Source organism: Paraburkholderia sp. EG304 (genome assembly GCF_046543485.1).
Classification (GTDB): domain Bacteria; phylum Pseudomonadota; class Gammaproteobacteria; order Burkholderiales; family Burkholderiaceae; genus Paraburkholderia; species Paraburkholderia youngii.
In genome coordinates, this window is the sequence record NZ_JBKGUA010000024.1 from 15,961 (window position 1) to 36,781 (window position 20,821).

The 20,821-nt window shown below is 61.3% G+C and carries 16 protein-coding genes; 8 read left to right on the plus strand and 8 right to left on the minus strand.

The window, feature by feature from the left end; all coding sequences use genetic code 11:
• Positions 1–3: 3 nt before the first annotated feature.
• The 6 genes from ACLFKU_RS25610 to ACLFKU_RS25635 all read right to left on the minus strand — a co-directional run bounded on the left by ACLFKU_RS25610 (position 4) and on the right by ACLFKU_RS25635 (position 7,381).
• A complete protein-coding gene (locus tag ACLFKU_RS25610; RefSeq protein WP_410850935.1) occupies positions 4–816 on the minus strand; it encodes a carbohydrate ABC transporter permease in 813 nt (270 codons plus the stop codon).
• Positions 804–1,682, minus strand: coding sequence for a carbohydrate ABC transporter permease (locus tag ACLFKU_RS25615; RefSeq protein ID WP_184129560.1), 879 nt, complete (start codon positions 1,680–1,682; stop codon positions 804–806). Before ACLFKU_RS25615 ends, ACLFKU_RS25610 begins: the two co-directional genes overlap by 13 nt.
• Positions 1,683–1,777: 95 nt before the next feature.
• Positions 1,778–3,049: an ABC transporter substrate-binding protein gene (locus ACLFKU_RS25620; RefSeq protein ID WP_410850936.1), complete on the minus strand. Its 1,272-nt coding sequence runs from the start codon at positions 3,047–3,049 to the stop codon at positions 1,778–1,780.
• A 539-nt stretch (positions 3,050–3,588) separates the two neighbouring features.
• The gene (locus ACLFKU_RS25625) at positions 3,589–5,055 is read right to left on the minus strand and encodes a DUF4331 domain-containing protein (RefSeq protein WP_410850937.1); all 1,467 of its coding nucleotides are present in this window, start codon (positions 5,053–5,055) and stop codon (positions 3,589–3,591) included.
• A gap of 17 nt (positions 5,056–5,072) precedes the next feature.
• Entirely contained in the window at positions 5,073–6,272 is a 1,200-nt protein-coding gene (locus tag ACLFKU_RS25630; RefSeq protein ID WP_368584246.1) for a HupE/UreJ family protein, read from the minus strand.
• On the minus strand, positions 6,209–7,381 hold the full coding sequence (locus ACLFKU_RS25635; RefSeq protein WP_410850938.1) for a tetratricopeptide repeat protein: 1,173 nt from the start codon (positions 7,379–7,381) through the stop codon (positions 6,209–6,211). The genes ACLFKU_RS25630 and ACLFKU_RS25635 overlap by 64 nt, the downstream gene beginning before the upstream one ends.
• Positions 7,382–8,424: 1,043 nt before the next feature.
• Here ACLFKU_RS25635 and ACLFKU_RS25640 point away from each other — a divergent pair.
• Positions 8,425–8,994 (plus strand): hypothetical protein, encoded by a 570-nt coding sequence (locus tag ACLFKU_RS25640; protein ID WP_410850939.1) that lies wholly within the window; start codon positions 8,425–8,427, stop codon positions 8,992–8,994.
• 644 nt (positions 8,995–9,638) lie between these two features.
• A complete protein-coding gene (gene tnpB, locus ACLFKU_RS25645) occupies positions 9,639–9,830 on the plus strand; it encodes an IS66 family insertion sequence element accessory protein TnpB (protein ID WP_410850940.1) in 192 nt (63 codons plus the stop codon).
• A 284-nt stretch (positions 9,831–10,114) separates the two neighbouring features.
• Here the strand turns inward: tnpB and ACLFKU_RS25650 are convergent, their stop codons facing one another.
• Positions 10,115–11,170, minus strand: a complete 1,056-nt coding sequence (locus ACLFKU_RS25650; RefSeq protein WP_410850941.1) for a hypothetical protein — start codon at positions 11,168–11,170, stop codon at positions 10,115–10,117.
• 442 nt (positions 11,171–11,612) lie between these two features.
• Between ACLFKU_RS25650 and ACLFKU_RS25655 the strand changes: the two genes are divergently transcribed.
• From ACLFKU_RS25655 to ACLFKU_RS25680, 6 genes are all read left to right on the plus strand, one after another.
• A complete protein-coding gene (locus ACLFKU_RS25655; protein WP_368584298.1) occupies positions 11,613–12,230 on the plus strand; it encodes a LysE family translocator in 618 nt (205 codons plus the stop codon).
• A gap of 213 nt (positions 12,231–12,443) precedes the next feature.
• Positions 12,444–14,858 (plus strand): filamentous hemagglutinin N-terminal domain-containing protein, encoded by a 2,415-nt coding sequence (locus tag ACLFKU_RS25660; protein WP_410850942.1) that lies wholly within the window; start codon positions 12,444–12,446, stop codon positions 14,856–14,858.
• Positions 14,859–15,156: 298 nt separating this feature from the next.
• Positions 15,157–15,510: a DUF1428 domain-containing protein gene (locus tag ACLFKU_RS25665; RefSeq protein WP_008920469.1), complete on the plus strand. Its 354-nt coding sequence runs from the start codon at positions 15,157–15,159 to the stop codon at positions 15,508–15,510.
• 176 nt (positions 15,511–15,686) lie between these two features.
• Positions 15,687–17,981: a 5-methyltetrahydropteroyltriglutamate--homocysteine S-methyltransferase gene (gene metE, locus ACLFKU_RS25670; RefSeq protein ID WP_410850943.1), complete on the plus strand. Its 2,295-nt coding sequence runs from the start codon at positions 15,687–15,689 to the stop codon at positions 17,979–17,981.
• Positions 17,982–18,562: 581 nt separating this feature from the next.
• Entirely contained in the window at positions 18,563–19,174 is a 612-nt protein-coding gene (locus tag ACLFKU_RS25675; RefSeq protein ID WP_410842502.1) for a recombinase family protein, read from the plus strand.
• A gap of 252 nt (positions 19,175–19,426) precedes the next feature.
• A complete protein-coding gene (locus ACLFKU_RS25680) occupies positions 19,427–19,693 on the plus strand; it encodes a hypothetical protein (RefSeq protein ID WP_368584238.1) in 267 nt (88 codons plus the stop codon).
• Positions 19,694–19,796: 103 nt separating this feature from the next.
• On the opposite strand, the gene ACLFKU_RS25685 is transcribed toward ACLFKU_RS25680, so the two are convergent.
• On the minus strand, positions 19,797–20,792 hold the full coding sequence (locus ACLFKU_RS25685) for a UDP-glucuronic acid decarboxylase family protein (RefSeq protein WP_410850944.1): 996 nt from the start codon (positions 20,790–20,792) through the stop codon (positions 19,797–19,799).
• Positions 20,793–20,821 lie beyond the last annotated feature (29 nt).

The following is a 20,821-nucleotide window of genomic DNA, read 5'->3' on the forward strand; positions in this document are numbered from 1 at the left end:
TCCTCATTTTCCTTTGAGCATTGAGTTCAGCAAGCGGATCAGCACGCCCACGAAGATGATCGGTGGCAGCGCGAGCAGGACCGTCGACGCATTGATCACGCCCCACGGCACTTCCTGTCCGAGCGACGTAAAGGCAGACGCCACGACGGGCAGGGTGGCGCTGCGCGAGGACGTCAATGCGAGGCCTATCATCAGTTCGTTCCAGACCAGCACGAAACTGAATATGATGCCGCCCAGCAGCGTGTTGCCACAGGTCGGCAACGCAATGCGCCAGAACACCGCGTAAGGTCCATAGCCGTCGAGCGTGGCGGCCTCTTCGATCTCGCGCGGCATACGCTGGAATACGGGTATCGACAGCCATGTGATGGTGGACAACGTCGTCAGCAGATAGGTGACTATCATCGAGAAACGCGTGTCATACAGACCCAGGTCTACCCAGATCGCAATGAGTGGAATCGCGATTGCCACGGGCGGCAGGAAACGCAGCGACAACAGAAAGAACTGGATGTCGCGTTTTGCGGGAACGTGAAAACGCGCGATCACATAGGCCGCCGGCACGCCGAGCAGCGTGCCCAGCACGACCGCGGTGCCCACGATCACGGAACTGTTCTCCAGCGCGATCAGCACCTCCGGGCTTGAAATGACCTGCCGGTAATTGTCCAGAGTCGGCGTAAAGATGAAACGCGGCGTGGGTGTGACGATATCGAGCAGGTTTTTCAGCGAATTGAGTACTGCCCAAAGGACGGGAAACACCGCCACCACGGCGAGCGCCACGCCAAACAACAGGATCGTACTGCGGGAGATCAGTCTTCCCATTTGTTCACCCGCTTCCAGATAAGCGTGAAAATCAAGGTTGTTGCGGCCATCATCAACACCGCCATGCTCGATGCGTACGACACCTTTCCCGCGAGACCGATCCCCTGGGAGTACGCATACAGGTCCAGCGTTTCGGTGGAGACGCCCGGGCCGCCTTTGGTCATTACGTAAATCAGGTCGAACGAGCGCAGCGATTCCACCATCTTGATGAACACGAGACTCATGATCGGCGCCTTGAGCATCGGCAGCGCGATGTAGGCGTAGACCTGCCAGGTGCTCGCATAGTCGAGCCGTGCCGCTTCGAGCGGCTCGGGCGGCAGCGTTTCGAGCAGCTTTAGCACGACCACCGAGAAGAACAGCCCCCATTGCCAGACATCGACCAGCGCGACCGCATAGAGCGCGAGCCCCGGATCGGAGAGAAAGGCCGTGTTCGTAAAACCGAACAGACCGACCAGCCAGCTGAGGATGCCGTTGAGCGGCGAGTACATGAACTTCCAGATAAACGCCGCGGAAACGCGTGGCAACAGCACGGGAATGATCAACAAAACACTGATGGCATTGCGCAACCGGCCGTGCACGTGCTCGAACAGATAAATTGCAACGACGATGCCGAGCGCGACCGCACCGAGCACCGTGACAATCTCCCAGATCACTGAAACTTCAATGGAGTTGATAAAGCGCCGGTCGGCGGCAAGGCGCACGAAATTGCGAAACCACACCAGTTCGCTATCCGGGTAGCGCAGCACGCGATTCCTGAGCGCGAGGTTGATTGCCGCGACGGTCGGGACGAATCCCAGCACCGCCATCGCAACGAGAGGCGGTACAAGAAACACGAACGGAAGGCTAGTCTTTCCGCGATTGAACATTCAGATCTCCAGCATCGAACCACTCAGGAGCGTCTGCTGCCGCTCCCGTTCGCAGAGGGGATTCGCGCGCCTCGCGTTCATCCCCGTGCTGCTGCTCACTTGCGCGCATGCTCCATGGCATCCTGCGCGTACTGGGTCGAATCGTTCAGCGCACCCTGAATGTCCTTTTGGGTGCCCGTAAAGATCTCCTCGAGCGCCACGCCGAGGTTGTCGCCGATATCCGGCCATTGCGGGCTTGGCCAGAACGTGACCTTCGACACCGGCGTCGTATCCTTCAATCCGGCGAGGATCTGCGGCTTGACGTGCTTCTGGAAGTAGTCGCTTTCGATCGTGCTGGTGCGGTTGTAGTCGCTGAACACGTTCTCGCGCAAACGCGCCTGCTCCTGTTCCTTGCTCGTTGCCCACGCGATGAACTTGCCTGCGGCCTGCCGGCTGCATTCGTCCTTCGCGCCAACCGCGGAAATGGCCAGGCCATGCCCGTAAGCGGCGGAGGGCAGAGGTGCCGGCGGCCGGACGTAGCCGACCTTGTCAGCGACACTCGACTTGGTGGGGTCTTCCATCCAGTCGGCGAACGGAGTTGACTCGATCATGAACGCCACCTTGCCGGAGCGGAATGCCTCGAGTGCGTTGCTCCAGTCGTAGGTGGTCGAGCCGGGCGGTGCGTACTTGAAGAGGTCCGTGTAAAGCTGCGTGGCCTTGACGGCGGACGGCGAATTGAACGCGGGTTGCTGCTCCTTGTCGGTCCATTTTCCGCCTTCAGCCAGCATGAACGGCGCCCAGCGCCAGACGTTCATGCCAGAGCCGCGCTGGCCTCGCGCAACCCAACCGTAGAGGTTCGGCGGCGCGTTCAGCTTCTTGATGTCGGCAACCAGTTCGTCGAGCGTGCGCGGCACGGGCATGTGTGCCTTGTCGAGAATATCCCGGCGATAAAAGAGGAAATCGGAACCGCCAATCAGGGGCGCGAAATACGCGACGCCCTTGTAGCTCGCTACGGCGCGGCGTCCGGGGAGGAAATCGTTGTAATCGGCATCCTTGGGGTAGTACTTCAGCAAGGGCACGATCCAGCCCGCTGTCGCGAACTCGGAGACGTTTGCTTCATCCACGTAATAGACCTGGTAGGACCCAGCGCCGGTCGATGCGTCGAGCCGTGATTTCGCGCGGCGGTCGTTCTCTCCGAAATAGCTGATTTCGATCTTCGTGCCGGTCTTCTTCTGGTAGTCCGGCAAGGACTTTTCCATCACGGTCAGGCCGAGACTCTTCTGCGCAAGCACTTTGAGGACTGGGACGTCGCACGTTTGCGCGACCGACACGATCGGCACGCTCGCGCTCAGCAGTGCACACAGTGTGCAATAGGGGAACCTTTTCACCGCTGTCTCCTTGTAGGTTTTCGTTCGAATCCGCGTTATCGGGCGGCGAGTTTTGCCTGCCGGCAGATAGCGAGCACAAGTTAGCACCTGGCCGGAGTGCCATCCACACCAAAACGGGGCAGTTTGTCTGTACTTTTTGCTCAGTTTTTGTGTGCAGCGCAAAATTTTGTGTCGGTCCGTTCAGCGGAAAACCCGCTTGTATGCGTCCTGAACTGCCGAGAGGCCGATCTGACGCGTCTGCTGCAAATCGCGCCAGCGAATCGGTTAGCGTTTTGAGCTGAACGAATAAAAGAGTCGGCGATGAGTAAGCCGAAGAGCCTGGAGGAACTTTTCGCCGACCGTCACCGCGCTCGTTGGAACGGCCGGTGTGGCCTTGCCCGGCCGCGGTCAATTGTGGGCCAGCGCGAACTCGTCGCGCGCACGATCTTCCAGATCACAGTGCCTGCCAGATCTCTCTGCTTAAGCATTGGTGATGTTTTGTGCAATTGTCGACCGCCGCGAACACCTTATGCCGGATCGCGGCGGACCTCAATCACCATTCAGCAGGGATTGGCAGCCGCTTCACCGCAGTCGATGTGGCGGCGATTTCTCCCTGCGTGCGGTGTCGGCAGGTAGGGGAAGATCGTATAGATGCCGTTCGCGGTCAAGTTGCTGCCTTCGGCACCGATGTTGAAGTTCACGCCATCACCCAGCAACAGATTGCCCGTCGGCGCGCCTGTCAGGCGGCCCGCAACGACCCTCAGTGCGATATCGGTCACGTCGTCATTCGGGCGCCGCCCATTGGGCCAGCCGGCGTTGTCCCCAGCAAGAACTGAGAGGCGACGCTGCTGCGCAGGTGGTGTCGGAGAAACACCCAGATTGAGCCGCAGAAGTTCCGAGCAATCGCGTGCGCCGCACGTCCCAGTCTGCGGTTGGGACGGATACTTGAGAAGCACGTTGACCAAATCGGTCCGGTTAGTCGTGGGAATCGTCAAGCCGAACCGCAGGTTGAGTGCAGTCGCCAGCCTTGAGTTGAGATAGAAACCCAGGAAGTGCGCTTCGTCGTCCGGATCGGTCGCATTCCATTTGTCTTTCGTGTCGGTCCCAATGATCAATTCGTTGACGAGTGGATTGCCCATGCGGGACACCTGCACCCAACGTCCGGCTCTGTCGTCATCGCGGTCCATTCCGCGGCCTTCCCGACGCAATGTGGACACGTACGCGCCGATTACGGCATTGGGTTTGGACGTCACCGTGCTGATTGGCACTTCGATCGCAATGGAGCTGATGTTGAAGCCGGAGAACGTGTCATTGCCAAAAGGATTCACGTGATCGTTGGCATCCTCCGCCGGTGTCAACACGGGTGGCGTGCGGCGCAGATTGACAGTGTCGAACACTGCCCCCAGGTCGATGTAGAACGTCTCACCGCGCTGGCCGGCAAAGACCTTGCCGCCGTTCGCCAGCAAGTAGATACCCTGTGCGGCCAGAGCTTCGTAATTGGGCATCGTTAGCGGTCCCACGTTGGACGGGACCGCGAACATCGTCTGGGTACCCAGATTGGTGCGCTCGCCGTGACGCACTTGCGTCACCGTGTAGCTCTGGCGCAGGATCAGACCGTCCGAGCCCGGGCCGTCGAGCGCAGTGATCGGCGGTAGCGCGGCATATGACAGCGGCAGCTGTTGGTTCGCCAGATCCCCGCGCAATTCGGTCTTGAAGCGGATTTCATAGACGAGGTCGTCGGCCCTGCCGTTGCCATTGGTGTCGACGTTGATGCGATAAATCACGTCATCGCCGAAATTGAAATAGTTCGGCCCGGCGTCAGGGTCCTGCATGGGAATCACGTTCAAAATGAAAACGACGTTGTTAGGGTTCGTCCAACTCCGGAACATGTAAAAGTCGGTGTTGTCGGCGGTCGGGTCGTTCGCAATCAGGGGGGCCTCGCGGTGACTGGCAGCGAGTGTTCCACTGCTCCAAAGCGCCGCGGCGCAAAGCGCGACGGCTGCCATGATGCGGGCAACAGATCTCATGGTGTTCTCCTTCAAGGTTATAACGTGGCGGCCAACGAGCCAAATATGGCAACGTTAAGTGCGCGCTCGACTAGCCAGATCATGGCGATGGTCGCGGTCACCGCTGAGCCGCCGGCAAGTACCACGCGCCGGTATGTCCAGGTTGCCCGCAACGAGAACGCCAGTGGCAGATAAGCGAATACGATGGCGAGTTGTCCTGCTTCGACGCCAAGATTGAATCCCGCGAGCGACAACGCAAGCGAACCTGCCGGCAAGCCGAGGTCGTGCAACGCGCCTGCAAAACCCAATCCGTGCAGCAGGCCGAAACCGAACGCCGCCATCCAGCGTCCGTTCGTCACGTGCGGAAACAGGTTATTTAGCGCCGCCAGCACTACCGACAAGGCGATGCCCGATTCAACGAGCCGCGAAGGCAGCACGACGATCGATAGCGCCGCCAGCGTGAGTGTGATCGAGTGCGCCACCGTAAATGCGGTCACAACCTTGGTGACATCGACGAGTGCCTGGCGAAACGATGCGCCCGGCTGCCATGCACGCCCCTCACGAATCAGCACCGCAGGCAGCAGCAGCGAGAGCAGGAACAGGATGTGGTCGTATCCGGTCCAGATGTGCCATACGCCTTCGTTCAGATATATCGCGAACTGCGTCAACGGCCCGCCGGTATCGGTACCGACAATGCGGTGCGGCGCGTCAGCGCTAAATATGACGCTTCGGCTCTGGCCATTCTCGACGAAGTTGAGAAGTCCCCGATGCTGGGGATCAAGGCCTTCGAACAGCCGGTAATCAATAGAAAGCGTTGGGCTCGCCCGCGGACATTGTCCTGTGAACGTCAGCACTGCGTAGGTGCCATCAGTGTGCGAGTCGATCAGTTGCCCAGCCGGTTCGAGCGCACAAAGTTTGCCAGCAGAGGACACCTTGAGGTGTGCAAGCGCATATGCCGCGATATCGCGCTTTCGCGCACGTACTTCTCCCCACGTGATGTCCCCGTCGCCGTTCTCATCGAGCCCAAGCGCGTTGTCGAGATCGCGTAGCGCGATATCCCACTGACCGCGCAGCGCTTGCCCGCTGCGCTCAAGCGTGAGGTAGGCGTCGCTTGCCTTATGCGCAAACGCGGGCGCTATCAGCAATGCGAGCATTAAGGCGAGGAGGACCCGTTTCATTGCCGTACCTGCAGCAGCGTGGCGATCGCCACATCTTCGAGATGCATTGCGGCGACCCAATCGGATGCGTTCTTTAGGGCATCAGCATCGCCGGCCGCGCGCGCGGCTTCGATCAGAATCCGCAGGTCGGACGGCTCGCGTTGGACCAACCAGTTTTCGCGCGCGAGAATGAGTGCCGCTTTGGCGTCATGTTCCACTGTGAGACGAAACCGCGCCTCCTCCCTGCGATGCACGCTATCCCCGCGGCGACGCGCAGCGTCAAGGCGCGCCGAAAGATCCTCACGGTGCGCAGCGAATGACTCGCGCAATTCCGGCAGTTGTTGCTCGGCCAGCACTAAACGAAGCAGCAGCATGTCGTTTTTTGCAGCATCACGCAAAAGTGGCAACAACTCCCGCGGACGACCGCGATCTAGCAGAAAATCGGCGTATGCCCCCTGCAGATAAGCGTCATGCGGGTCGAGCGCAAGTGCGTCGCGGAAATGTCGCTCGGCTGCATCGAAGTCGCCGCGGCGAGCGGCAATTTCCGCGGCGAGCGTCAACGCCCACTCGCGCAGATCGAGACTGCCGGCACCTTGCGCAAGCACCTGCACGAGCGCGCCGTAGGCGCTCGCTGCGTTGCCGGTCAGGCTCGCCGGTGTCGCATCGCACCCCATGACGACGATGGGTGCAACGAGTCCCCTCAGTTGCTCGCAATCGTGCCGCGCGTCCGCGTAGCGCCCGCGCACGCTGAGCACTGTGGCGCGCGTCAGTCGCGCCTGCGCGAGCGCTGGATGCGCGGCCAGCAACCTATCCAGATCGGCAAGCGAGCCTTCGAAATCATGCTGGCTTTGCTTGAGCGTCGCGCGCAGCAATAACGCGGTCGGCGGCACATCCTCCGCGTCCCACCACGGCGCCAGCGCGGCCTGCGCCTGGCCGAAGAAGCGCGGATCGCCCAGCCTGCGCCCCGCTTCGAGAGCGCGACGCACGACGGACACTGCGAGGTTGAGATCGCGCGGGTTCATCATCAGCGTCGCGCGCATGCGCTTCAGTTGCGCAAGCGCCGGATCGTTTTTCTCTGGAAGGTGTTCGAGCACCACGCCGTCGCTTTCGGGTACATACGGTTTCGCCCAACTCTCGCCTGAGAGGAGGACAAGCGCGGCTACCAACGGTACGAATCGCCAACCCGACATCGACCTTCCCCTTCTGCATTGGGATATACGCGAAAGGTCCCGATCCGGATGCAGTCTGCGGTCACTGTTTCTTCCAGCGTCTTGCTTTTGGCTGCGCAATTTGGGCGTCCGCCACGTCAGCGTGGTTCAGCATGACGGGTTAGCCAGAAGTAAAGCCGGTTTCGCTTGACGTCGATGTTGGTCGCGCCGGGTCAATCACAGCCTGCTACGCCGCCTGCGCGGGAGAGTGAAGAGCGAAATAATTAATGTCGATCGCGTGAGGATGTCTGCGCTATACAGCCGCTCTACCTTCAATTAGATTCGTCTGTAACGCTCTGCACATAGCGCACGCGCGAATGAGCCTTTTCGGGGTTCGAGTTGCATTTTTGGCTTTCCGGTTCGATTTGTAGGCGACTTCTCAATCACATTCAACGCTTAAGATCTGTCATGAACCGTCAATACAACGATGTCCTAAGCCACAGCGTGGGGGCAGCGCCGTCAAATTGGCGGCGTTACCTTGCTACGTCTCAATCAGCCGTTGTGAACAAGGAGCTTAATAACGCGCTTCATGCTGGAGGCAAGTACGTACAGACTCATCTCTGTGTTAACTCGCACCGTCGCCATCATATTTGCAGCGACGACCGGAGTTCGCGGCACTCCGACCGACGATGCCCTGTCGTTGCTCGGCGACCCGCGTACGGCGGGGGGCCTTAGCTCTTAGCCCAACGAGAAAAAAGGACGTTCACAGACCGCAGGCCCGATCGATGTCCCGCCTGATTCGTGCCATCGGCGGTAGTCGGCCTTCCGGGTCGAATGTTCCGAGCGGGTCGGTGCGGAAGTTCGCTTGATGGCTTCAACTATTGAATCACCTGGATAAACTGACCCTGCCGGACAGACTTTCGTTCCGGAATAACCCGGCTTGCTGCATCGTTTAATCGTGAGGCAACACGTCCTCGGCCGCGCGTTTTTTCGTGGCGGTTTGAATTTGTGAAGCACGCCGATGTGCCGGGCGACGCCGACGACTTCGCGCGTCGAAACGTCGGCGATACATGCAAGAGTCCATCATGGACAAGATACTTGGCTTTGGGGCGTTACTCGTCTACGTCAGCTTTTCCGCCCCCGCGTTCGCGCAAGCATATGACGGCTCACCCATACAGGCCAACAGCACCAATTGCCGCGCGGTCGCCGGGCAGGCGAACATCGACGGTTCGATGCAACAGATCATCGGGCGCGCGTGCCTGCAAAGTGACGGGACATGGCAGTTCGAGCAGAGTCCCGATGGCGGGGTGTTGTGGTATTCGGTTGCCGCCTACCCATATCCTGACCCGTGGTGGTGGGGGCCGCCGATTTTCATCGGCGCGGGTGTGAGCTTCATCTTCGTCGATCGTTTCCATCACTTACACCACTTCCGTCATTTCCATCAACTGGATCACAACCACTTCGGCAACCCGGTGGGCGCGGGCTTTCACCGCGGACCTTTCCCGAGCGGCGGCATTCGTGGCTTCGGCGGCGTTCGAGCGTCCAGTGGCATGCGCGGCTTCGGCGGCATGCAAGCGTCCGGCGGCATGCGTGGCTTCGGCGGCATGCAAGCGCCCAGCGGCATGCGCGGCTTCGGTGGCATGCGACGGCGCTAGCCCGACCCGCACGGCAATTCTGTAGGGTAGTTTCTTGCCCAGACCCTCTGCATCAACATTGATCACCAAAACTTCGTGCCGGCGTTCCCGGCCACGTGCTCCAGCATCGTTGCTGTTGTAGTGGCGTCAGCGGGGGGCCTCCCATTAGGGCGCCGGGTTCCATGTCGTTCGGACAGTCGCCTCCGAGTGCGACGAGTGACCGTTTGCAGATTCTGAGCCGCTGTCCGAATGTCCGACCGGCGGTACGAGCGAATGACCCTACCTGACCGACACTGCCTGACGCGATCGGCTCAGACCCGCAACAGACCCGAAAGCAGACCCTCATGTTTCGGTTTCCGGTTCGGCGATTTCACCTGCGAGCAATGACTACGTTGTTCGAAGTAGCGGGCCTGCGGCCTGTATTACACGCGTGCGTATCGAGGGCACACCCGACGCAGCCACGCTGCGTGTTGTGTTGCGTACGTTGCGCGCCGCGGCGGAGACTGATGCGTGATCGGTCTTCCTGTCGGCACGCGTGTGTGGCTTGATGCGGGCGTGAAGGCATGCGGGCATGATTCAACAGTCTCGCCGCCAAGGTGCAAACGGTGCTTGAACGGGATCCATTCTGAGCGCAGGTCTTCGTGTTTCGTGGCAAACGCGGCGATGTGCTGAAAGTGCTGTGGTGGAGCGGCGATGGGATGTGCCTGCTGATGAAGCGACTCGAGAAGGGGCGCTTCGTATGGCCTCAAGCCGATGGCGGCGTCATTAGCCTGAGCCCGGCGCAACTATCAATGCTGCTGGAAGGCATCGACTGGCGGCAACTGACGAGAACGGCTCGACCGACCTTAGCGTTGTAAACGCCGTTGCCGGTGCGTAAACTGCCCGCATGACGCGCGCGAACCCACTTCCCGCCGATGTCGAAACGCTGAAGGCCATGCTGCTCAGCCAGGAGAGGGCGCTGCGTGAGCGTGACGCGCAGTGCTCACACTGCAGGAAACGGTCGATTCGCAACGCCGCGCACAGCCGCGGAACAGGCACCGCGCAAGCCACTGCCTGAACATCTGTCACGCGAGATCCGGACGCACTTGCCTGAATCCGCCGACATGTAGGTAAGGCACTCTTCAAACCATCGGGGGGGCAGTCAGGTCAAGATAACTTTGCCGTCTTTAACGGTGCCGGTTTTCGTCTTCACTCCGTCGGAAACCATGCCGGTGAGGGTCCCGTCAGGCTTGCTGCTCCCGTCCACGCTGAGTTCAATCTGTTCCGTAAGCGTTGGGCCGCCCGTGGCATAAGCTGTCACGAGGCTCCAGCCAGTGGGAGGTGCCACGCGATCCCAGACGCTGAGCACACCGTAGCTGCCTTGGACTTCGAGTTCCAGAGCGTCGAAAAAGCTGGATAGCTGGGGAAATGCGATGGGGTTCAACGATCGCAGCGCTAGCGTAGAGCCGTGGTGCAGCGTTTCCAGGGCAATCTGGAGAGATTTGCGCGCTTGCGCCGAGCTGAATGGACAACCATCCATCACCTGTTTGAAGGTTGCGCGTCGCTCGAATGCCTCCAGCAGCCAGCGGGCCTCTTCTTCGGATCGGGGCGTTGCCGTTTTCGGGAGATTGAAGCCCAAGCCAAGCAGGGGACCGGGGCCTTTCACTGTCAAGGCAACACGCCGAACGCCGTGGAATGCTGTCAAAGCACCCTTTTTCCGCTGCGCACGTGTCCAAACTCCCCAGGCCTTCAGTTTGGTCTTGCTGGAGGTCATCGCCAGGTGCTGGGCCATGGGCGAAATGAAGTGGCCTGCGGATGCTCCCTTCGGGGGAGCTGCCGTATCAGGCAGGGGCGTGAAGGTGGGTTGAACCGGTGCCACTACGCGACGACCATCGGCACCGAGTCCGTAGTATCCGATCACCAGACCAGCGGGGTCTGCGATCATGACTCGACCCCAGGTACGAATCTCGGGATTGCAGCCATAGGGATCAAAGGCTTGATCTGGTGTTTTTCCCGCAACCGCGCGCACCATCTGCGCCTGCCAGCCCGTCTGCCAGCCGTGCCGTGCATAGGCATGCTGCCCGCCTCCTGCCGCCACTTTGGACAATTCATCCTTGAGGTCAGCCTCATGCTGCTTCACGGCTGCGGCGACGTTACCAATGTGCGCCTCCAGGTGCTTGAACTGCAATCCCCAGTCTTTTGTCTTGACAGTGACCATGCTTCCCTCGGATTGAAATGGTGCTCAATATCGCAGAGCCCGTGCCCCTTGGCAACGGGGGGCGAGCTGATTTAAGGAACTCCGGCACTTTGCACTCGGGACTCGGAAGCGCATATCGCAAGCAAGAGATTGCGGCCTCACCGGCCTTCGGTTCCTTCCACCCTCACCAGGACTAGAAAGCGCTCAACTTTGCATCCGCGGCTGTGTTTGCCTTGAGATGTTGGATCTGGGCGGAGCCTTGCATCGCGTGGGGTTGGGTGCGAACAAGGTTGGAGTTCAGTGACGCCATGTTTGCGAGCGTACGAATCGCACGTCCAGCGATTGAGCGTTTGGTCTGCTGCTTCCGGAGTCGGCCAGCAGCGGGCAGTCGTGAATTGCTTCAGAATACTAGCCGATGAAGCAACCCCACGTTGTGTACAGCCACTTTTCACTGAGGCTGCCAATGGTTGATTGGTCTGCTATCGCGATAGTCTTTTCTGTGTATGCGGCGGGTGTCGTCATACCCGGGCCGAACTTCGTCGCAGTCACTCACAAGGCGGTCGCCGGCAGACGCTCCGATGCGCTCGCGCTTGTCGCCGGAATCGTGACGGTGAATCTGTTCTGGGCGACTTGCGCCATCCTTGGCATCGGAATGGTGTTCGCTATTTTCCCGTGGCTCGCCGTCGGCGTTAGGCTTGCTGGCGCGGCCTATCTGATCTGGTTCGGGCTGCGGCTCGTTGTGTCGGCACGGGCAACCCCATCAGGAGCACGCCACCCAACGAAGGCGCCTCTGTTTCGTGCCGCGTTCCTGCAAGGTATCGCGACAAATATCGCGAACCCGAAGTCCATCGCCTTTTATGCGGCGGTGTTTTCCTCAGCGGTGCCCACCCACGTTTCCATGCCGACGTTCTTCGCGATGCTTGCTACTGTCGGTGCATCAGCGACATGCTGGTACGGAGCAGTCGCGCTCGTTCTATCGCACACGGTGATTGCGACGGCGTATCGTCGCGCGAAGGCATGGATCGACCTCACATGTGGAGGGCTCATGATTGCGCTGGGGATCCGGCAGGCATTTCGATAACAAAGCGCCCGGCGGAGCCTGGCTGAACGGCCGCTTTGCGTGTGGGCGTCACCAGGAGATGGCAAAAGTCCGCACTGGACGGCGCAAAACGTTGAGATATCGGCATGCATTCGCGACGCCGATTGCTATTCTTCAGACACGGCGACTCATGCGTTTCCGGTCGGCTCTGCGGGTTGTCGGCAGCCATTCCGCACGCAGCGGAAAGGGGGCTGTATGTCACATTCGAAACTACCTTGGCCCCCGCGACGCGCGCTGTGTCGACAGCACTCGCGCGGACACATCTGGCTTGCCGTCGGCATTGCGCTGACTGGACTGTCCCTGACACCTGTTGCGTTCGGCGCGGGTCGCCTTCCGCAAGGCGGCACATATACCGCCGGTACGGGCACGATAGCTAGCCAGGGCAACGGTCTTTTGATCACGCAGCCGGGTTCGACGCGCGGCGTGATCGACTGGAACAGTTTCTCGATCGGCAGGCACAACAGCGTGACGTTCGACAACGGCACGGGCGCAACCCTGAACCGCGTGACGGGTGGCTCGCCCTCGGCCATTCTCGGCATGCTCAGTGCAACAGGCAGCCTGTATCTGATCAATCCGCAAGGCATCGTCGTGGGTCCGTCGGGTGTGATCAGCACGGGTGGCCGCTTCGTCGCGTCCACCCTCGATGTCTGCAACAGTGCATTCATGAGCGCCAGCAGCACGCTCACACTTGCGGGCGACTCCGATGCAGGCGTGATCAACCTTGGGAGGATCAGTTCGAGCGGCGGCGATGTGTTCCTGATTGCGCGACACGCAGTCATCAACGCCGGCACCGTGGCAGCGCCCAACGGCACGGCGGAGCTGGCAACAGGGGGCCAGTTGCTGTTGCAGGACTCCGCGGGCAGCCGGCAGGTGTTCGTTCAGACGGGCAGTCAGGGCACGGTCGTCAACAACGGGCGGATAACCGCCGCGCAGGTCAGCCTGCAGGCCGCCGACGGCAACGTCTATGCGCTCGCAGGCAGCGGCACGCGCATCCGCGCGACGGGCACGGCCAGCCGCGATGGCCATGTGTGGCTGGTGGCCGACAGCGGCCGCGTGGACCAACTCGGCAGGATCGCCGCAAGCAACGCGGACGGCAGCGGCGGAACGGTCGATACACAGGCGGCACAACTGACGTTCGGCAAGCACACAGTGGTCGATGCAGGCCAATGGAATGTCTCGATCCCCGCCTTCACGATCGATGATGCCGCCGCGCACGCGTTGCGCCGCAGCCTGAACGACGGCACCTCGGTCAATATCACCACGACGGGCGCCAACGGCGCGACGGGCGACCTGGGCGTCGCGTCGAGCCTGCGCTGGTCAGGTCCGGCTTCGCTCGCGCTCGCGGCGTACCGCCACGTCTCGGTGACGTCGGGTACGACCATCGCGAACAACGGTACGGGCAACCTGACCTTACGGGCCGACGCGTCAGGCATCGACAACGGCGGCAGCATGACCAGCGATGGGACCATCGACTGGTCGAAAAGTACCGGCATCGTCAGCGCGCTCTATGACATGAACGGGAGTTACAGCCCCGGCACGATCGTGGCGAACAGCGCATGGACAGCAGCTCCGTATAGCGGTCTCATCACCCAGGTGACCGGCTACAGGCTGGTCAATTCGGTTGGCGATTTACAGAACATCGCGCTCGATCTCGGGGGCGCATATGCGCTCGGCAAAGACCTCGACGCCAGTGCGACCGATACGTCTTTCGCTTTCTCTTCGCTCGGCAATGCGACCACGCCGTTTTCCGGCCAGTTCGACGGGATGGGCCACGTGATCGACAGGTTCATGCAGCTCGATCAGAGCTCCACCGAGCAGCCGGCGATGGGACTGTTCGGCGCGATCGGGCCGACCGGTGTCGTGCGGAATGTCGGGATGACCAACGCCACGGTCGCGACCAATATCTATTTCCCGGGCGGGATCCCGCTTGGCATTTTGGCCGGCGAGAATCAGGGCTTGATTACCTACGCCTATACTACCGGCCGCCGCGGCTCCGGCGCGTTCGAAGGTGCGTTGCTCGGCGGCCTGGTGGGACGCAACGACGGCCTGATCGAGCGCTCGTGGAGCAGCGCGTTCGTCGGTTCTGCCGGCCTCCTCGGCGGCCTCGTCGGCGGCAACGGCGGTACGATCGTGCAATCTTATGCGACAGGGCCGGTGAGCGGCGGCAATCATGGCTCCGGTGGCGGTCTGGTCGGCGCTAACGACGGAACGATTTCGCAGTCGTATGCAACGGGGCAAGTGTACGGCCCATTCAGCGCTGGGGGACTGGCTCTTTCAAATAACGGCCTCATCGAGCAGTCGTTTGCGTCGGGCGCAGTCTTAGGACCAAGCTTCCAGGGCCCAGATTATGGCACTTATGGCGGCATCGTCGCCGTCCAGGGCTTACCGGCTGGAGTGCCGCTCGCGTCCAACGTCTACTGGGACAAACAGACCACGACACGCAGCGTCAGCGCGGGCACCGGTCCGCAACTGCCGGCATCCAACGGTCTCACTACCGCGCAGATGAGCGATCCGGCCAGCTTCGTCGGCTGGGACTTTGGACCGACCGGCGCGTGGGTCATTCCGGCCGGCACGAGTCACCCGGTCCTACGCTGGCAGGTGAGCCATTAACCCATTGACTGCTAGCTGCTAGTTACCGCCCGCCCAGTGGCGGGACAGCCAGCGATTGCCTCCATTCACCTGGTCTGTTTTTCGCCCAGCACCCCGGCATCTCGTTAAAGGAGGGCAAAAACCCGGAAGGAAGCCGGGAACGGCCACCTTGAGACATTCGACACGGTAGGCAGTATTGCCGGCAATCGGTATCTATTGTCGATTTCTTGACTCCCCGCTCGTCGTGCGTATGGGCGGTCACGTCGCGATGCGTTGCCGACCGGCACCTATAGTCCGTATGGGAAAAAGGAGTTTGCGAATGACTTACGTCGATGGATTTGTTGTCCCCGTGCCTACAGCCAACCGCGAAGTTTACAGACAGTTCGCCGAAAGAGCGGCGGCCGTCTTCAAGGAGCACGGCGCATTGAAGGTGGTCGAATGCTGGGGAGATGACGTGCCGGAGGGCAAGGTGACGTCGTTTCCAATGGCGATCAAGCGCAAGGATGATGAGACGGTGGTGTTCTCCTGGGTCGTCTGGCCGTCGCATCAGTCGCGAGACGAAGGAATGAAAGCGGTAATGGCCGATCCGCGGCTGCAACCAGATAAAGACCCGATGCCTTTTGATGGCCAGCGGCTAATCTATGGCGGTTTCGAAGTGATTGTCGACGCGTGATGGCCGAAAAAACATGGCATTGCACATCCGCGATGCAACGCGCGACTCGTCACCTCGAATGAACAAAACTAATGAATAAATGAAATAATGCCATTTTTCTTCATGGAACGATGCCCCTATCATGGCTGCCAGTCCTTACCTCGTTCCTTGCATTTTTTCATCGGAAGGCAGCCTCCATGGTCACGACACATAATCTCGGCTTCCCGCGCATCGGCGCAAAACGCGAACTGAAGTTCGGCCTCGAACGCTACTGGAAGGGCGAGTCGTCGCGCGACGAACTGAAAGCACTAGGCGCCCAACTGCGCGCGCGTCACTGGAACGACCAGAAAGAACTCGATCTCGCACCGGTCGGCGATTTCGCGTTCTACGACCATGTGCTGGACATGAGCTTCACGCTCGGCAATCTGCCGGCACGCGTGCAGGGCTTTCATGGCGACAAGCTCGACAACTACTTCCGCGTCGCGCGCGGCCGTTCGGCGCAGGGTGCCGAAGAGCACGCCGCCTGCTGCGGCGGCGTCGCGGCCGGCGAAATGACGAAGTGGTTCGATACCAACTACCACTACATCGTCCCCGAATTCACCGCCGATACGACGTTCAACCTCGACACGTCCGGCTTCCTCGAACAGTTGCGTGAAGCGCGTGAGCAGGGCGTCAAGGCGAAGCCGGTGATCATTGGCCCGATCACCTATCTATGGCTGGGCAAGGCGAAGGACGACTCCGACAAACTCGCGCTGTTGGCTCGCATCATGCCCGTCTATCGCGCGTTGCTCGACTATTTCAAGGTGATGGATGTCGAGTGGGTGCAGATCGACGAGCCGGTGCTCGTCACCGAACTCGATCCGGCATGGCGCGACGCGTTCGTGACCGCGTATCAAGGCTTCGAGGAACGGGGCGTCAAGCTGCTGCTCGCTACCTATTTCGGCCAGCTGAAAGAGAACCTCGAACTCGCGTGCGGCTTGCCCGTCGACGGTTTGCACATCGACGCAATCAACGCACGCGACGAAGTCGCGCTCGCCGCGCGCAAGCTGCCCCCGGACAGTGTGCTGTCGGTCGGCGCGATCAATGGCCGCAACATCTGGAAGACCGACCTGAACGCCGCGCTCGATTGGATCACGCCGCTCGCGCGCCAACTCGGCGATCGCTTGTGGCTCGCGCCGTCGTGCTCGCTGCTGCACGTGCCGGTCGATCTCGCGAGCGAAGAGAAGCTCGATGCGGAAATCCGCTCCTGGCTCGCGTTCGCGCTGCAAAAACTCGACGAGCTGAAGGTGCTCGCCACCGCGCTGAACGGCGGACGCGACATGGTCGCCAATGAGCTCGCCGCCAATGCGGCCGCGATTGCCGCGCGTCGCGAGTCGCCGCGCGTGAACAACCCGGCGGTGAAGGCCGCGCTCGCGCGCATCGATGCGAATCTCGGCAATCGCCAGCATGCCTATGCCGAGCGCGCGGCGAAGCAGGCCGCGCTGCTCGAACTACCCGCATACCCGACCACGACGATCGGCTCGTTTCCGCAAACGGCGGAAATCCGCCACGCTCGCAGCCAATTCAGGAGCGGCGCGCTCGATCGGGAAGGCTATCGGAACGCGATGCGGCGGGAAATCGAGCGCAGCGTGCGTGAACAGGAAGCGCTGGGTCTCGACGTGCTCGTGCATGGCGAAGCCGAACGCAACGACATGGTCGAATACTTCGGCGAGCAACTCGACGGCTACGCGTTCAGCCAGTTCGGCTGGGTGCAGTCGTATGGTTCGCGCTGCGTGAAGCCGCCTATCCTGTTCGGCGACATCAGCCGACCGCGGGCGATGACGGTCGAATGGATCAGCTACGCGCAGTCGCTGACGAACAAGCCGATGAAGGGGATGCTGACCGGCCCGGTGACGATTCTCAACTGGTCGTTCGTGCGCGACGACCAGCCGCGTTCGGTGTCGTGCTACCAGCTCGCACTGGCGATCCGCGAAGAAGTGCTCGACCTGGAAAAGGCCGGCGTACGCGTCGTGCAGATCGACGAAGCCGCGCTGCGCGAGGGCCTGCCGCTGCGTCGCGCGCAATGGGGTGAGTTATTGCGCTGGGCGGTCGAGTCGTTCCGGATCACCGCGAACGGCGTGCGTGACGAAACGCAGATCCACACGCATATGTGCTATTCGGAGTTCAACGACATCATCGCGTCGATCGCCGGTATGGATGCGGACGTCATCACGATCGAGACCTCGCGTTCGGACATGGAGCTGCTCGCCGCATTCGACGACTTCAACTACCCGAACGAGATCGGTCCTGGCGTCTATGACATTCACTCGCCGAACATCCCCACGCAGCAGCACATCGTGCAATTGATGAAAAAGGCGGCCGAGCGCATTCCAGCCCAGCGTCTATGGGTGAACCCGGACTGTGGCCTGAAGACACGCCAGTGGGCTGAAGTGATTCCTGCGCTGACGAACATGGTTGCCGCCGCGAAGACGCTGCGCAGCCAGGTTCAGTAAAGGGCGAGCGAGCCGTCGCTTTCTTCGCGGCGGCTCGTCTCCGGACGGCCTCTTTGCGCCGGGCATTGAGCAAGGCGCTACATTCCTTTCCGCCAGCCGGATTCCGCGGCCGCTACATGCCGCGCGTCCATTGCTCACACACAATCACAGTTCAATCGCGCCAATACCCACGCCAACCGTATTGGACGCTCAACGCGATTGATACACTTCCAAAATTCCTTCTCCGGGTCGCTTGCGTCGACAGCAGAAGCCTCATTGCGAGGCACCTGCATGCCCGCGCCGAACGGTCTCACGCGGCGGCGCAGCGACCGGGAACGCTGATTGCGAGTTAGTCACGATGGCCGTGGTTAGCCACGGTCACCCGCAATCTCACACAGGAGAACCTCATGACCTCGGACAAGAATTCCAATCGACAGCCGTCGAACCCGGCGCAACCCGGCCGAGACAGCGGACAGCAGCAACAGAACCAGACTCCTCCGACGCATCAGGGCGGCCAGCGGCAGCCCTGAGCGCGATGAGTGACGACGCGTGCAAGCGTCGTCGCTCGAACTAACGGAATTCCTGGTGAAACAACGCCGCGAATGGCGGATCGTGACTACGAAGGCGACGTGGAAAAACTACACATCTATCTGTTCGGCGCGCACGATGCGCTTCGCCATGAGCAGGCGCTGATCCGGCTCGACAAGGCGGGCTACATGGTCACGCTCGCGCGGCTCGTGGTCGAGGATCTGCCGACCTACACGCAGGGACGCGAACGCCCCGAACTGCAGAGTCTGATCCGGCGCATCGCGCCGCGCGACACGCTCGTCGTGCTCGAGCTGGCTGCGCTCGGCTGCAATGCGCGCGACATTCTCGCCACCGTGATGCAGTGCCGGAAGGCCGGCGCGGCGCTGCGTTGCGTCGAAGTCGGCCATACCGATCTGGCCGGACGTCCCGAGCCGTCCGCGGTGAAGGCGCTGCGCGCGCTGGTACGGCTCGATGCCGCGTGCCGCAGCCTGCGCAGCCGCGATAGTCTCGCGGCCGTTCGCGCTAGCGGCAAACACACAGGCAGGCCGCCGTCGCTGTCCGAACAACAGCGCCAACGCGTGCTGCAATCCCTCGGCAGAGGACAGTCGGTCAGCGAAGTCGCGCGACGCTTCGGCACTTCGCGCCAGACCGTGATGCGCATTCGCGCGGACACGCCCGCGATGTAGAAAATACCTGCCGATCTGTTTCGTACCGTTCTTACCGCATCGCCGTTCGGGCATTCCGCACGGCGCGTTTCGCACGGCCGATTGTGTGGAAAGCGCCAGATAGCCCTGACGTGCGCGCACATGCCCCTGTCCGTAACAGACCGGTTACGGACAGGGGCATGTGCTTTGCTTTGAAAGTTCACACGTCTAACCTCAACCTACATAGCATTATCAAACGTTGAGATCCGGACCCGAGGCGCGGCGCGATGCCGTATGAAAGCCATGAACGTGAAACGTCTGACTGTTTATGCAAGCCCGGGATCACTACGAGTCGTCGCAGTCTGGAAGAGCCTGATCGAACATCATGCGCAAGTGTGCGGCTGGTCCGCGCACGTGAGCACCGCGGGCGGACGCGAGTCGCTGAGCGTCGATCTGGTCGATTGCCCGGCCGATCGCCTCGCGATCATCTCGGCCGCGTTGAGCGCGGGACCGATGACGGTGCTGACGAGCGACGCCGAGTCGACCATCCGTTCCTCATGAACCCAATGCCATAGCCCGCACGCCCTTCGCGGCATGGCTTTTGAGCGGCCTCCGTGGCACTGCTCCCCGAGCGACCTTCGCGGTCGCTTCTTTTTGTTGCGCGTCACGAGATTCGTTCGCCCACCTGCTGCGGCGGGGTCGGCCGACTCGCCTCGATGCGCGCGCGGAAATAATGCGCGGTGCGCAGCAGCCCTTCATCGAGCGACATGCCCGGCTGCCAGCCGAGCAGTTTGGTGGCCAGCGAGATGTCCGGCTGCCGATGCCACGGATCGTCTGCCGGCAGCGGCTGCGTTTCCAGCGGCGAAGCGGAGCCGGTCACCGCGACGATGCGTTGCGCGATCTCGTGCATCGACACTTCGTGCGGGTTGCCGAGGTTGACCGGGCCGCCCGGATCGTTGGCGCTATTCATCAGCAGGATGAAGGCATCGATCATGTCGTCGACGTAGCAGAACGAACGCGTCTGCGTACCGTCGCCATAGACGGTCAGCGGTTCGCCTCGCAGCGCCTGCATCATGAAGTTCGACACCACGCGGCCGTCGGACGGGTGCATGCGCGGACCGTAGGTGTTGAAGATGCGCGCGATGCGGATTGACAGACCATGCTGGCGGCGATAGTCCATGAACAGCGTTTCCGCGCAGCGCTTGCCTTCGTCGTAGCACGAGCGCGGGCCGATCGGATTCACGTGGCCCCAGTAATTTTCCTTCTGCGGATGCACGAGCGCGTCGCCATACACTTCGCTGGTCGAGGCCTGGAAAATCCGCGCCTTCACGCGCTTGGCGAGCCCAAGCATATTGATCGCGCCATGCACGCTGGTCTTCGTGGTCTGCACCGGATCGTACTGGTAGTGAATCGGCGAAGCGGGGCACGCGAGGTTATAGATTTCGTCGACTTCCACATATAGCGGGAACGTTACGTCGTGACGCATCAGCTCGAAGTTCGCACAGTCGAGCAGATGCGCGATGTTGTCCTTCGTGCCGGTGTAGAAGTTGTCGACGCACAGCACGTCGTGCCCTTGCGCGACGAGCCGTTCGCACAGATGCGAGCCGAGAAAGCCGGCGCCGCCGGTAACCAGAATGCGCTTGCGCGTGAGTTCTTTCATGGTGCGTGATCCTGTGGTTGGAGCGCATT